13 protein-coding genes are annotated in these 12,613 nt (G+C 64.4%); 3 read left to right on the top strand and 10 right to left on the bottom strand.

What is annotated here, in order from left to right:
• Positions 1-87: 87 nt before the first annotated feature.
• Together E2583_RS19055 and E2583_RS19050 are read left to right on the top strand one after the other, a co-directional pair.
• A complete protein-coding gene (locus tag E2583_RS19055) occupies positions 88-705 on the top strand; it encodes a DUF1415 domain-containing protein (protein ID WP_291597780.1) in 618 nt (205 codons plus the stop codon).
• Positions 705-1,610, top strand: a complete 906-nt coding sequence (locus E2583_RS19050) for an SAM-dependent methyltransferase (RefSeq protein ID WP_291597779.1) — start codon at positions 705-707, stop codon at positions 1,608-1,610. Before E2583_RS19055 ends, E2583_RS19050 begins: the two co-directional genes overlap by 1 nt.
• 61 nt (positions 1,611-1,671) lie before the next feature.
• Here the strand turns inward: E2583_RS19050 and pgi are convergent, their stop codons facing one another.
• Together pgi and tal are read right to left on the bottom strand one after the other, a co-directional pair.
• Entirely contained in the window at positions 1,672-3,276 is a 1,605-nt protein-coding gene (pgi, locus tag E2583_RS19045; RefSeq protein WP_291597778.1) for a glucose-6-phosphate isomerase, read from the bottom strand.
• Between the two features lie 12 nt (positions 3,277-3,288).
• Positions 3,289-4,254, bottom strand: coding sequence for a transaldolase (gene tal, locus E2583_RS19040; protein ID WP_291597777.1), 966 nt, complete (start codon positions 4,252-4,254; stop codon positions 3,289-3,291).
• 243 nt (positions 4,255-4,497) lie between these two features.
• Here tal and E2583_RS19035 point away from each other — a divergent pair, with 243 nt between their 5' ends.
• Positions 4,498-5,343 (top strand): SIS domain-containing protein, encoded by an 846-nt coding sequence (locus E2583_RS19035; protein WP_291597776.1) that lies wholly within the window; start codon positions 4,498-4,500, stop codon positions 5,341-5,343.
• 213 nt (positions 5,344-5,556) lie between these two features.
• Here the strand turns inward: E2583_RS19035 and catC are convergent, their stop codons facing one another.
• From catC to E2583_RS18995, 8 genes are all read right to left on the bottom strand, one after another.
• Positions 5,557-5,841 (bottom strand): muconolactone Delta-isomerase, encoded by a 285-nt coding sequence (catC, locus tag E2583_RS19030; RefSeq protein WP_291597775.1) that lies wholly within the window; start codon positions 5,839-5,841, stop codon positions 5,557-5,559.
• A 58-nt stretch (positions 5,842-5,899) separates the two neighbouring features.
• A complete protein-coding gene (locus E2583_RS19025; protein WP_291597774.1) occupies positions 5,900-7,237 on the bottom strand; it encodes a TIGR00366 family protein in 1,338 nt (445 codons plus the stop codon).
• 219 nt (positions 7,238-7,456) lie between these two features.
• Positions 7,457-8,194: an SDR family oxidoreductase gene (locus tag E2583_RS19020; RefSeq protein ID WP_211457765.1), complete on the bottom strand. Its 738-nt coding sequence runs from the start codon at positions 8,192-8,194 to the stop codon at positions 7,457-7,459.
• Between the two features lie 52 nt (positions 8,195-8,246).
• Positions 8,247-8,555, bottom strand: a complete 309-nt coding sequence (locus E2583_RS19015; protein ID WP_291597773.1) for a YciI family protein — start codon at positions 8,553-8,555, stop codon at positions 8,247-8,249.
• Positions 8,556-8,574: 19 nt separating this feature from the next.
• Positions 8,575-9,636, bottom strand: coding sequence for a cyclase family protein (locus E2583_RS19010; RefSeq protein ID WP_291597772.1), 1,062 nt, complete (start codon positions 9,634-9,636; stop codon positions 8,575-8,577).
• 68 nt (positions 9,637-9,704) lie between these two features.
• Positions 9,705-10,502, bottom strand: a complete 798-nt coding sequence (gene pcaD, locus E2583_RS19005; RefSeq protein WP_291597771.1) for a 3-oxoadipate enol-lactonase — start codon at positions 10,500-10,502, stop codon at positions 9,705-9,707.
• 179 nt (positions 10,503-10,681) lie between these two features.
• Entirely contained in the window at positions 10,682-11,677 is a 996-nt protein-coding gene (locus E2583_RS19000; protein WP_291597769.1) for a tripartite tricarboxylate transporter substrate binding protein, read from the bottom strand.
• 166 nt (positions 11,678-11,843) lie between these two features.
• A partial coding sequence (locus tag E2583_RS18995) for an acetyl-CoA C-acyltransferase (RefSeq protein WP_291597767.1) occupies positions 11,844-12,613 on the bottom strand: 770 nt, incomplete at its 5' end.

The raw sequence follows: 12,613 nt of genomic DNA, 5'->3' as shown, positions 1-12,613 counted from the left end.
CCTGTGTATCTAGAGCCGGAATATTTCCCGCCCAGTGCGCATTCTTTGGGGGCGATGGCCCCCGTTTGCATTTTGGAGGGCCTTGTCATGACCGAAACTTCTACCATCGCCGATCCGGCCTTTCCGCCAGAGCTTGTGATTGCGGATACCGTGCGCTGGCTGGAAAAGGCCGTCATCGGTCTCAATCTTTGCCCCTTCGCCAAAGGGGTGCATGTCAAGGCCCAGATCCACTATGCCGTCAGCGATGCGAGCGATGCACAGGGCGTGGCGGATGCCCTGCATCGCGAGCTCGAGGCCCTGGCCGAAGCCAGTGCCGAAAAGCGCGACACGACGCTGCTGATACTGCCCCATGCCCTGCAGGATTTTCTGGACTTCAACGACTTTCTCGAAGTGGCCGATGCCATGGTCGAGGAGCTGGATCTGGGCGGCATCTTGCAGGTGGCCTCGTTTCATCCCCAGTTCCAGTTCGAGGGCACGGATGTGGATGACGTCACCAACTGCACCAACCGTTCTCCCTACCCGATCCTGCATTTGCTGCGCGAAGATAGCATCGACAAGGCGGTGGAAGTGTTTCCGGAAGCCGAGACGATATATGAGCGCAACATGGAAACGCTGGAAAGGATCGGCATCGAAGGCTGGCTGGATCTGGATGTCGGGGCGCGCTGCCCGGTGACCGGCCATGGCGAGACGAAGGCACAGAAGTAATGGGCAAGATCGAGAAAAGGCAGGGCCTGACAAAGCCTGCCAAGGCAGCGGCGCCGGATATTGCCGAGCAACTGGGGCTCAAGCCCGGCCAGAGCATAGAGCTGCTCAAGGCTCTGCATATTCTGACGCGCGAGGGCAAGCTCAACCAGGACTCGCGGCGCAAGCTCAAGCAGGTCTATCACCTCTATCAGTTCATCGAGCCTTTGCTGAAAGAGCTGTCCCTGAATGGACAGGCGGTGACGCTGGCCGATCATGGGGCGGGCAAGTCCTATCTGGGCTTCATTCTTTACGATTTGTATTTCAAGGCATTGGATCAGGGGCGGATCTACGGCATCGAGACCCGTGCACCGCTGGTCGAGGCATCGCAGAAGCTGGCGTGTGAACTGGGCTTCGAACGCATGGAGTTTCTCAACATGTCGGTGGCCGAATCCACGCGAGCCGATTTCATGCCCGCGCAGTTCGATGTGGTCACGGCCTTGCACGCCTGTGACACGGCGACCGATGATGCGATCGCCTTCGGGCTGGAAAAGCAGGCCAGGGCCATGGTTCTGGTACCTTGCTGCCAGGCCGAGGTCGCCTCGTGTCTGCGCCAGACCAAGGCCTTGAGTCTGGCGCGCACTGCCCTGGCCGAGTTGTGGCGCCACCCGATTCATACCCGGGAGATGGGAAGCCAGATCACCAATGTGCTGCGCTGTCTGTACCTGGAGGCTTGCGGCTACCAGGTCACGGTCACCGAACTGGTGGGCTGGGAGCACAGCATGAAAAACGAATTGATTGTGGCGCGCTATACCGGGCAGAAAAAGCGCAGTGCCGCCCAGCGTCTGCGCCAGCTGCTGAATGAATTTGGCCTGGAAGGCCTGGCCGGCGTGCGCTATCCTCATTTGCCGCCAGCCAGCGCGGTCTGAGCGGGCCAAGGCTGCGGCATGGGCGCATGAACAGGCGCCCAGGGACTGCTGCCTGCGACGCTCAGTGGCCGAGCATCAGGCGCTTCATCAGCTCGTGGGTTGATGCGTCGACGCCTGCCCAGTCATTGAGGTTCTGACGGGCGTGCAGCTGCATGGCCAGCTTTTTGCCCAGCTCCACACCCCACTGGTCGAAGCTGTTGATGTCCCAGATGGCGCCGGAGACAAAAATCCGATGCTCATACAGCGCAATCAGGGCGCCCAGAGAGGCGGGGTCCAGTCTTTCAAGCATCAGGAAGCTGCTGGGGCGATTGCCGGGGCAGTCCTTTTGCACGCCTTCGCCCGAGCGTCCCACCATCAGCGCCTGGGCCTGGGCAATCGCGTTGACGACCAGGCTTTGATGGTGTTCGCCCAGATACTTGCCTCCGTCACGCAGGGCAATGAATTCGACCGGTATGACATCGCGCCCCTGGTGCAGCATCTGGAAAAAAGCATGCTGACCGTTGGTGCCGGGCTCGCCCCAGATCACCGGTGCGGTGGGGATTGAGAGCGGCACGCCATTCTTGCTGATACTTTTGCCGTTGCTTTCCATCTCCAGCTGCTGCAGATAGGCGGTCAGGCGCCGCAGGCCATGGCTGTAAGGGGCAATGCAGCGGCTGGAAAACTGGCAGAAATTGCGATACCAGACGTCCAGCAGACCCAGGCGTACCGGGAGATTGCCTTCCATGGGGGCCGTGAAAAAGTGGGCATCCATGGCATGTGCACCGCCCAGAAGCGCCCTGAACTGAGCCGAGCCGATGGCGATGGCAATGGGCAGTCCGATGGCGGACCAGAGCGAAAAGCGTCCACCCACCCAATCCCAGAATCCCAGTGTGCGCTGTATGCCGAACGCGGCCGCTGCCTCTGTATGGGTGGTGAGGGCCACGAAGTGCCGGTCGATCGAGCATGGGGCCTGCGGATCCGCGCTGCCTCCGTGATCGAGAAACCACTGCCTGGCCGAGCGAGCATTGAGCATCGTCTCGGCGGTGGAGAAGGACTTGGAGGCAATCAGGAACAGCGTGCTGTCCGGTTTGACCCGGCGCAGCACATGTCCCAGCTCGTGGCCGTCCACATTCGAGACAAAGTGAAAGTTCTTGTCCTGGTCGATCCAGTCCTCAAGAGCGTTGACCACGACTTCCGGGCCCAGGTGCGAGCCGCCGATGCCGATATTGACGATATCGGTGATCTGCTTGCTATCCCTGATCTGATCGGCCAGCGCGAGCATTTGATCCAGCGTGTCGTGCACTTCACGCAGCGCCGAATGCATCTCCTGTGGCCAGGAGCGGAGCACAGGGGACTGGGCGAGCTGTCCGCCATCCGCAGGAGCGCGCAGCAGCCAGTGCATTGCGCTGCGCTGCTCGCTGGTGTTGATGGCCGCGCCGGCCAGCATGGCGTCGCGTTTGTCGGCGAGATGGCTCTGGGCTGCCAGCTGCCCCAGCAGGGCTTCTGTCTCGCAAGACCAGAGGTTCTTCGACAGGTCTGCGAAGACATGTGGCGCCTGCAGGCTCATGGCATCAAGACGTTGTGGGTCTTGCGCAAAAGCCTGGCGCAAATCCAGATGCTGGATCTGCGACCGGTAATGGGTTTGCAAAGCCTGCCAGGCAGGCAGCTCGTGACAAAGAGGCGTCAAAGGAAATTCTCGTCAATCTGCAGCCGCTTGCTGCATCAATGCTTCCAGCTTCAGGGTGTCTGCGGTGAAAGCGCGAATGCCTTCGGCCAGCTTTTCCGTGGCCATGGCATCTTCGTTCAGTGCAAAGCGAAACGATGCCTGGTCGTACAGAACGCGGTCCTGCGGCTGGGCCTTGGCCATGTCCGGGTCCAGGGAGCGAGTCAAAGGCATGGCGTCGTTCGGCTGTGCTTGGAGCTGGGCCAGCAGCTCAGGTGCAATGGTAAGCAGATCGCAGCCCGCCAGAGCCAGAATCTGCCCGGTATTACGAAAGCTTGCACCCATGACCTCGGTGGCAACATCGAAGTGCTTGTAGTAGTCGTAGATTTTGTGTACCGAGCGCACGCCAGGGTCATTGGCGCCGGCCATGGCACTCTCGTTCCACTGCGCGCCGGCTTGCTTTTTGTACCAGTCGTAGATGCGGCCCACGAAGGGCGATATCAGCTGGACCCGGGCCTGGCCGCAGGCAACGGCCTGACAGAAGGAAAACAGCAGCGTCAGATTGGTGCGGATGCCGCGCTGCTCGAGAATGCGGGCCGCTTCGATCCCCTCCCAGGTGGCGGCGATCTTGATGAGTACGCGGTCGGTGTGGATGCCGGCCGCCTGATACAGCTCGATCAGTCGCTCGGCACGTGTCACCGTCGCCACGGTGTCGAAAGACAGGCGGGCATCGACCTCGGTGGAAACACGACCGGGGATGGTGTTCAGAATCTCGCAGCCGAAGCGCACCAGCGTTCGGTCCATGAGTTCGTCCAGCCCTCTGTCCTTGAATTGCGCCACGGTGGCGCGCATCAGCGGTGCATATTCGGGCTTTTGAACCGCTTTGAGAATCAGGGATGGATTGGTGGTGGCATCTTGTGGCTGAAACTGCGCCAGTTGATGAAAATCACCCGTGTCCGCGACCACGGTGGTGAATTGCTTGAGCGCCTCCAACTGATTCATGTCCATCCTTTGCTGTATTTCAAACTAGCCGGCAAGTGTAGAGCGTGAAGCCCCGATTGAGAACGAGCTGGCGGACGCACGGACTTGCGGATGCACAACAAACCCTGTCGAATATGCTCGCCCGCTCATTTTGTTTGCGGAAATATTCAAGTTTTGCGGCCATTTTGCAGGTGGGCAGGCGCTTCGGTCTTATGCTCGCCATTTTCTGCACGCATTTATTGCCTCCACCTCATCCGCGCCAATATGCTTGATCGCATTACCGCCTCCCTTCCGTCCCTGGCGCCTGCAGAGCAGCGTGTTGCACGCCTGGTACTGGCCGATCCGCGGGCCTTCGCACATCTGCCGGTGCGCGAACTGGCCGTGCGGGCGCATGTGAGCAAACCCACGGTGGTGCGCTTTTGCCGCAGCATGGGCTATGACGGTCTGGCGGATTTCAAGCTCAAGCTCGCGGGCAGCGTCAGCGAAGGCGTGCCGTTCATCCATCGCAGTGTGGACAGCGATGACAAGACCAGCGACGTCATGGTCAAGGTCGTGGACAACGCCGTGGCCGCTTTTCTGCAGTACCGCAATGCGGCCAGCACCACCGCCATAGAGCAGGCGGCACAGGCGATTGCCGCGACCTGGCAGACCGGCAAGCGCATCGAGTTTTACGGCGCCGGCAACTCGGGCATCGTGGCGCTGGACGCCCAGCACAAGTTTTTCCGCCTCGGTGTGACCAGCCTGGCCACCAGCGATGGTCACATGCAGGTCATGAGTGCCACCTTGCTGGGGCCGGGCGATTGCGTGGTCATCATCTCGAACTCGGGCCGCACGCGGGATCTCATGGATGCGGCGGATATTGCCCGCAAGAACGGAGCCACGACGATCGCCATCACGGCCAGCGGCTCCCCTCTGGCCTCGGCTTGCCAGGTGCATCTGGCGGCCGATCACCCCGAAGGCTACGACCGCTACAGTCCCATGGTCTCGCGGCTGCTGCACCTGCTCATCATCGACGTGCTGGCGACCTGCGTGGCCCTGCGCATCGGGCCTGCGCTGCAGCCTGCGCTGGAGCAGATGAAGAACAATCTGCGCGCCAAGCGCTACACCTGAAGATTTGCAAAGACGCGGCCCGGGGCAGGCAGCAACGAAGGCATGAATGCTCTCTTTATAGGAGCTTCTCTCGATTTACTGATAAAGATTCAAGGTGCAAAACACATTGAAATCCTTTTTCGAATAGACGTTGATAGCTATCAAAAAAAGCCCATGCGGCCAGCAGCTGCATGGGCTTTGTTGCGGGCGGGCGCTTGCCCGCCGCTGTCGTGCTTACTCCTGCACGATGGAGGAGGGGTGGTTGGCCAGGGGCTTGACCTTGATCTGCATATAAGGGAACAGCGGCAGGCCGCTGAGCAGGCCGTGCAGCTCGTCATTGCTCTGGACATCGAAGATGCTGACGTTGGCGTATTCGCCCACCACGCGCCAGATGTGACGCCACTTGCCTTCGCGCTGCAGCTTTTGCGAGTACTCCTTCTCGTCCTGCTTGATCTGCGCGACCAGGGCAGGGTCCATCGAGTGGGGGATCTGGACAATCATTTCGACCATGTACAGCATGGGGTTCTCCTAAGTGAGGATGTGAACGGAAAATCGGAAAAGGTACGCCGGTACCCGGTTACAGATGCGGCCAGATCAGCATGGTGGTGGCGTAGATCACGCCGACCAGCATCATGGAAACTACGGTATAGCCCATGATGTCCTTGAGCTTGAGCTTGGACAGCGCCAGGGCCGGCAGGATCCAGAAGGGCTGGACCAGGTCGTTCCAGCCATTGCCCAGCATGACCGACATGGCGGTCTGGGCCTGCGAGGCCCCCAGGGTCTTGGCCGCATCGATCATGAACGGACCCTGCAGCACCCAGTGGCCTCCGCCCGAGGGCGCGAAGAAGTTGATCACGAAGGAGCTGACCAGCCCCCACAGCGGCAGCGTGTGCTCGCTGGCGATGCTCACGAAGATGTGGGCGATGGACTCCACCAGACCCGAGCCATGCATGATGGCCATGATGCCTGCGTAGAAGGGGAACTGCAGGATGATGCCGCCGATGGTCTTGACGCCCTCATTGACCTTTTCCACATAGAGCATGGGCGTCCTGAGCAGCAGCACGCCCAGGAACAGGATGAAGAAGTTGATCATGTTCAGGTCGAGGTTGCCGCCCTTGACGAAGTGCAGCACCACATACGCCATGCCGCACAGGCCGATCAGCAGATTGAGCACGCGGCTGTTGTTCAGGCGGTAGGCCAGGGTCTTCTGGTCGCCCAGCAGATCGTGGCCTGCGCCGCCCTTGCCTTCGTCGGCGGCCACGGCGGGGTCCAGCTCCACGATCTTCTCGCCGGCCTTGGGATGCATGGCGGCATTCAGAAGCGGCAGGGCGATGAGCACGGCCAGACTGGTCAGCAGCATGGGTGCGGAGAAGATGGTCTGTGTCAGCGGGATCAGGCCCATGCTGCTCTCGAAGGTGTGACCCTTGGTCGAGATCAGCACCGGAATCGTGGCCGAGAAGCCCAGGCTGTACATGGTGAAGCCGGTATAGGCCGAGGCGATGATCAGCGGATAGTGAACGCCTTTGACCTTGAGCGCCAGCTTGCGCGCCATGATGCCGCCGATCACCAAGCCGAAGCCCCAGTTCAGGTAGCTGCCCACGCAGCCCACGATGGTGGCCACGATGATGGCCTGGCGCGGCGTGTGCACGCGGCTGGCGATGCGGTCCAGGAAGCGGTTGACCAGGGGCGCGGCCGCCAGCACATAGCCCATGACCAGGATCACGGCCATCTGCGTGGTGAAGGCCAGCAGGCTCCAGAAGCCCTTGCCCCAGTCCTCCACCACCAGGGGCAGGGGCCGGCTCTCCACGGCAAAGGCCAGGACCATGGTCAGCAGGGTCAGCAGGATGGCGAAGACAAAGGGATCGGGCAGATACTTGCGCATCAGCTCGGTGAAGAAGGCGGTGATTTTCGACATGGGTGCCGGTCTCCGGGGTTGGAATGGTTTGTGGGGAGAAGAAGGCACCTGCGCCACGGGGGCGCAGGGCTGGAACGTGGCTTTGAGGAAGTGACTGGCAGGGCTGGCGTCAGAGACGCCGAGCCAGGACCGTCCCGCAGCATGCGCGTCGTCCCCCTACCGCGTAGCGAGAGAGGGCACCGTGCATACGGGCAAGCCGCAGCGCGGCTCAGGAGGCGTTCATACGGACGCCACGCCGACGGTCATGCCGCCGCAGACATAGAGCACCTGTCCGGTCACAAAGCCGCTGCGCTCGTCGAGCATGTAGGACACGGCATGGGCCACGTCCTCGGGCGTGCCCACGCGCTTGACGGGCACGGACTGGATGATCTTCTGCGTGCGCGGTGCATCGGGCGGGTTGGCCTTGTCGAACAGCTCGGTGCGGATGGGGCCGGGGCCGATGGCGTTGGCCGTGATGCCCCACTGTCCCAGCTCCAGCGCCCAGACGCGCGTCATGCCGATCAGGCCGGCCTTGGTGGCAGCGTAGGCGGTGCGCAGGTCCTTGCCCAGCGCGGCGCGCGAGGACATGTTGACGATGCGCCCGAAGCCCGCCTCCTTCATGCCGGGCAGCAGGGCCTGCATGCACTGGAAGGCGCAGCGCAGGTTCAGCGAGACGGCCAGGTCGAACTCGGCCAGGGTCTGGGATGCGGCGTCATTGGGCACGACCACGCCCACGTTGTTGACGAGGCGCGTGATGGGGCCGCCTTCCAGGGCCAGGCGCAGCGCGCGGGCCGTGTCCTCGGCATTGCTGAGGTCGGCCTGGATGCCGCCCGGAACATGATCGACCACGCGGTCGATGATGACGGGCTCGTAGCCGTCGGCGCGGCAGCGCTCGGCTGCGGCAGCGCCGATACCGGCACCGCCGCCGGTGATCAGCACGCGGGGACGGACGGGAAGGGAAGCGTTCTGGGAAGACATGGCAATACTTTCGGACGGAATGCGGGGTAAGGGCTGGGCTGCCGGACGGGAGCTAGGCCGCCGCAGGCAGGTGGCTGGCGCCGGCCACATAGGCTTTGCGCCAGCGGGTGATGGATACGCGCTCGAACAGGCCGGCGCTGAAGAAGGGGTCGGACTCTATGAAGGAGCGGGCCGCTTCGCGCGTGTCCAGTTCCACCACGTAGAGCCCGCCGCCGAGGTCGCTGCCGTCGTCGGCCAGCTTCGCGCCGCAGGCCAGCAGCAGGTGTTTGTGTGCGTCCAGGAAGTCCAGGTGTGCGGGCCGATGGGCCTGGCGCACGGCCTGGTGGCCGGGCTTGTCGAAGGTTTCGATGATGAAGGGCATAAAGGCTCCGGTGTTGGGCTCAGACCGTGGCGACGGGCGTGACCGGCGAGGCGATGGCGCCCGGCAGGTTCAGCGGCGGCGCCGTGAGCAGGAAGCGGTGACGGCCGTGCTCGCGCAGCCAGTGCGCCAGCGGCGTCAGGTGCCACAACTCGCCCAGGTGCACCCCCAGCTTGAACAGGCAGTGCTCGTGCAGGGGCAGGGCCGCGCAGCAGGCGGCGCCGGGGCGCGCCGGGAAGGCCTCGACCGCGTAGTTGTCGGTGGCGATGACGGCGATCCGGCTGTCGGTGATCCACTGCAGCAGGCGCGCATCGCGCCCATCGAGCACGGCGCACGCGTGTTCCAGCACCTCGGGGTCGGGGGTTTTGTGCATGTCCAGCACGCGCTGGGCAAAACCGGTGTGCAGGCACAGCATGTCGCCGGGCTCGATCTGCACCCCGTCGGCGGCGATGACCTGCATCAGCTGCTCGTAGCCGATCACGGTGCGCGCGTCACCGAAGTGGGCACGCAGATCCACCATCACCCCGCGTCCCTGCACGCCGTTGCGGGCCATGCCTTCAATGCCCAGGGCCTTGGCGCAGCTGGTACTGGCGCTGTCGTCCAGGCGCGCCGGAATGCCGGTGCCGCTCAGCTCGGCCGGGCCCACGATGTCGATACCCGCGGCAAAGCCGTTGTAGTACAGCGGCTCGGGCAGGCCGTCGCCATCGGCATCGAACAGGGCGCCCACATGGGCCAGGCCGTCCCACTGCGTGGAGTACTGCAGCGACAGGATGACCATGTCGTCCGAGAGCACGTCGGTGCGGCCCGGCTCCAGCTCCTGCAGCAGGCAGTTGAAGTTGACGCGGCCCTTGCGCTGCAGCGGGCGCAGCACCGGGGGCTTGCGGTTGGGGTTGAGGGCGCTGCCGCCCGGGTAGTCCAGCGGCAGGCTCAGCGCAAAGCGCTGGCCGGTCTGTACCTCGGCTGCGCCCTGGCGGACTTTCTCGGGGGTCAGCAGGTTCAGGCGGCCAAGCTGGTCGTCGTCGCCGAAATCGCCCCAGGTCGAGCCTTCGGGGCGCCGCTTCCAGCGGCGGGGGTTAGAGGGCATGACAATCTCCGTATCACAGGCCGTGGCGGCCGCTGCCGCAGACGGGCAGCCGGTCGTCGCGGCGTCGGTCAGTGCTGGCGTGCAAAGCCGGCCAGGGCCTGTTCGAAGGCCTCGGGCACCTCCAGATTGGACAGATGCGAGGCCTGCAGCTCGACCAGCTGCGAGCCGGCGATGGCGGCCTGCATGGCCTGCGCATCGGCCACCGTGGTCACGGGGTCGTGGGCGCCGGCCAGCAGCAGCGTGGGCGTGGCGATGGCGGCAATCGCCGCGCGCAGGTCTTCACGCGCCAGTGCTTCGCAGCAGCTGGCATAGCCTTCGGGCGCGATGCCGGCGATCCAGCCCTGGGCGCGCTGCACCACGGCGGGCTGGGCAGCCGCAAAGCCGGGCGTGAACCAGCGGCCGGGCGACGATTCGGCCAGGGCCTGCATGCCGGCGGCGCCGCTCGCGCGCACCTGGGCGGCGCGCTCCAGCCAGGCAGACTCCACGCCGATCCTGGCGGCGCTGTTGGCCACGGTGAGGCTGCGCAGGCGCTGGCCGGCATGGACACCCAGCCACAGGCCGGTCAGGCCACCCATGGAGATGCCGCAGAAGTGCGCCTGCTGCACCTGCAGCGCGTCGAGGATGGCCAGCACATCGCGGCCCAGCTGGTCGAAGTGGTAGGGGCCGCTGGAGCAGACGCTGGCCCCATGGCCGCGCGTGTCGTAGCGCAGCACGCGGAAGTCGCGGCTCAGGGCGTCGGCCTGGGCATCCCACATTTCCAGCGTGGTGCCCAGGGAGTTGGACAGCACGAGCACGGGGGCGTCGGCAGGGCCTCGCTGATCGATGCGGAAATCGCCGGTGGCGGTGGAGAGCAGGCGGGTAGTCATACAGGCTCGTGAAAAGGCGTGAAAAGAAGTGCCCCGCGGTGGCATGGCCTAGGTCGGGGGGCATCGGGCAAGGGCCTTGCCGGCCGCGCCGCCCTGCAGGGAGGGCGGCGTACCCCTCCCGCAGGAGAGGGTGCCGTGCCACGGGGGGAGCCGCACAGCGGCTCAGGGGGTGTTTGGTCTCAGACGCTGGCGCCGGAGTCCTTGACCACCTTGCCCCACTTCCTGGCTTCGGCGTCGATGAACTTGGCAAAGCCTTCCTGGGTATCGATCACGACTTCACCGCCCTGGTCGTTGATCTTCTTGATCACGGCGGGATCCTTGAGCACCTTGGCAATGGCAGCATGCAGCTTTTGCTGGATGTCGGCCGGTGTCCTGGCAGGCGCGAACAGACCGAACCAGGAGGTGGCCTCATAGCCGGGCACGCCGGCTTCGGCCACCGTGGGCACATCGGGCAGCTCGGGCGAGCGCTTGGCCGTGGTCACGGCGATGGGGCGCAGCTTGCCCGAGCGCACATGCTGGATGGCGGAGGGCATGTTGTCGAACATGATGGCGATCTGGTTGCCCAGCAGATCGGTGATGGCCGGCGCGCTGCCCTTGTAGGGCACATGCACCATGTCCAGACGGGTCATGGACTTGAACAGCTCGCCAGACAGATGGATGGAGCTGCCCGAGCCCGAGGAGCCGAAGTTCAGCTTGCCGGGATTGGCCTTGGCATAGGCCATCATTTCCTTGACCGTCTTGAAGGGCTGGCTGGGGTGGGCGACCAGCAGATTGGGCACATTGGCAACCCGGGTCAGAGGGGCGAAGTCCTTGACCGGATCGAAGGGCATCTTCTTGTACAGGGCTTCGTTGATGGCATGCGTGCCCACCGTGCCCATGAACAGGGTGTAGCCGTCACCGGCTGCGCGTGCTGCGGCCTGACCGCCGATATTGCCGCCCGCGCCGGGACGGTTGTCGATGATGATGCTCTGGCCCAGTTCGGTGCTCAGGGCCTGACCCACCACGCGCGCCAGGATGTCGGTCGTGCCGCCGGCCGAGAAGGGCACGATCAGGGTGATGGGCTTGCTCGGATAGGGCGTCTGGGCCATGGCGGGAGCAGTGCCCAGAGCGAACAGGGCAGTTGCTGCCAGGGTCTGCAGGCTGCGGCGGCGAGACAGGGAAAGGGAATTGGACATCTAGGTCTCCGGAAAAAGGCAAGACACCGCCGGCCAGTGGCCGGGGCGCGGGCTGCCGCGGTGGCGCAGCTCCGAAAAGAGCTGCACTCCGGCGGTCGTTGTTTTGATGTGAGAGGCAAGGGTGCTGCAGCAGGCCGGACTTGGCCGGTGCCTGCCGCAGTCGGGATCAGACGCGCTCGAGCACCACGGCAATGCCCTGGCCCACGCCGATGCACATGGTGCACAGTGCGTAGCGGCCGCCCAGGGTATGGAGCTGGTTCACGGCCGTGGTGGCCAGGCGGGCGCCCGATGCGCCCAGAGGGTGGCCCAGGGCGATGGCACCGCCCCACTGGTTGACGCGGCGGTCGTCATCGGCGATGCCCAGGTCGCGCAGCACGGCCAGGCCTTGTGCGGCAAAGGCTTCGTTGAGCTCGATGACATCCATCTGGTCAAGGGTCAGGCCGGTCTGGGCCAGCACCTTGCGCACGGCGGGAGCGGGGCCGAAGCCCATGATGCGCGGCGCGACGCCGGCCACGGCCATGCCGACCACGCGGGCGCGCGGCACCAGGCCATACTGGCTGGCCGCTTCCTCGTTGGCCAGCAGCAGGGCGCAGGCACCGTCGTTGACGCCGCTGGCGTTGCCGGCCGTGACCGTGCCATCGGGGCGTACCACGCCCTTGAGCCTGGCCAGTGCCTCGATGGTGGTGGCGCGGGGGTGCTCGTCCTGGCTCACGACGATGGGGTCGCCCTTCTTCTGGGCGATGGAGACGGGCACGATCTCGCGTGCCAGATGGCCGGCGGCAATCGCGGCCGCCGCCTTTTCCTGGCTGGCCAGGGCCATGCGGTCCTGGGCTTCGCGCTCGATCCTGAAGTCGTCGGCCACGTTTTCGGCAGTCTCGGGCATGGAGTCCACGCCGAACTGGGCTTTCATCAACTTGTTGACGAAGCGCCAGCCGA

It is taken from the genome of Comamonas sp., from assembly GCF_009360615.1.
In the GTDB taxonomy this organism is placed as follows: Bacteria; Pseudomonadota; Gammaproteobacteria; order Burkholderiales; family Burkholderiaceae_C; genus Comamonas.
The sequence above is the reverse complement of the archived record's forward strand: the minus strand, read 5'-3'. Positions and strand labels throughout refer to the sequence as shown.

Excerpts from the sequence above, each read along its gene's own strand:
- E2583_RS19055 (WP_291597780.1), top strand. The coding sequence starts at position 88 with ATGACCGAAACTTCTACCATCGCCGATCCGGCCTTTCCGCCAGAGCTT.
- E2583_RS19050 (WP_291597779.1), top strand. The coding sequence starts at position 705 with ATGGGCAAGATCGAGAAAAGGCAGGGCCTGACAAAGCCTGCCAAGGCA.
- tal (WP_291597777.1), bottom strand. The coding sequence starts at position 4,254 with ATGAATCAGTTGGAGGCGCTCAAGCAATTCACCACCGTGGTCGCGGAC.
- E2583_RS19035 (WP_291597776.1), top strand. The coding sequence starts at position 4,498 with ATGCTTGATCGCATTACCGCCTCCCTTCCGTCCCTGGCGCCTGCAGAG.
- catC (WP_291597775.1), bottom strand. The coding sequence starts at position 5,841 with ATGCTGTACATGGTCGAAATGATTGTCCAGATCCCCCACTCGATGGAC.
- E2583_RS19025 (WP_291597774.1), bottom strand. The coding sequence starts at position 7,237 with ATGTCGAAAATCACCGCCTTCTTCACCGAGCTGATGCGCAAGTATCTG.
- E2583_RS19020 (WP_211457765.1), bottom strand. The coding sequence starts at position 8,194 with ATGTCTTCCCAGAACGCTTCCCTTCCCGTCCGTCCCCGCGTGCTGATC.
- E2583_RS19015 (WP_291597773.1), bottom strand. The coding sequence starts at position 8,555 with ATGCCCTTCATCATCGAAACCTTCGACAAGCCCGGCCACCAGGCCGTG.
- E2583_RS19010 (WP_291597772.1), bottom strand. The coding sequence starts at position 9,636 with ATGCCCTCTAACCCCCGCCGCTGGAAGCGGCGCCCCGAAGGCTCGACC.
- pcaD (WP_291597771.1), bottom strand. The coding sequence starts at position 10,502 with ATGACTACCCGCCTGCTCTCCACCGCCACCGGCGATTTCCGCATCGAT.
- E2583_RS19000 (WP_291597769.1), bottom strand. The coding sequence starts at position 11,677 with ATGTCCAATTCCCTTTCCCTGTCTCGCCGCCGCAGCCTGCAGACCCTG.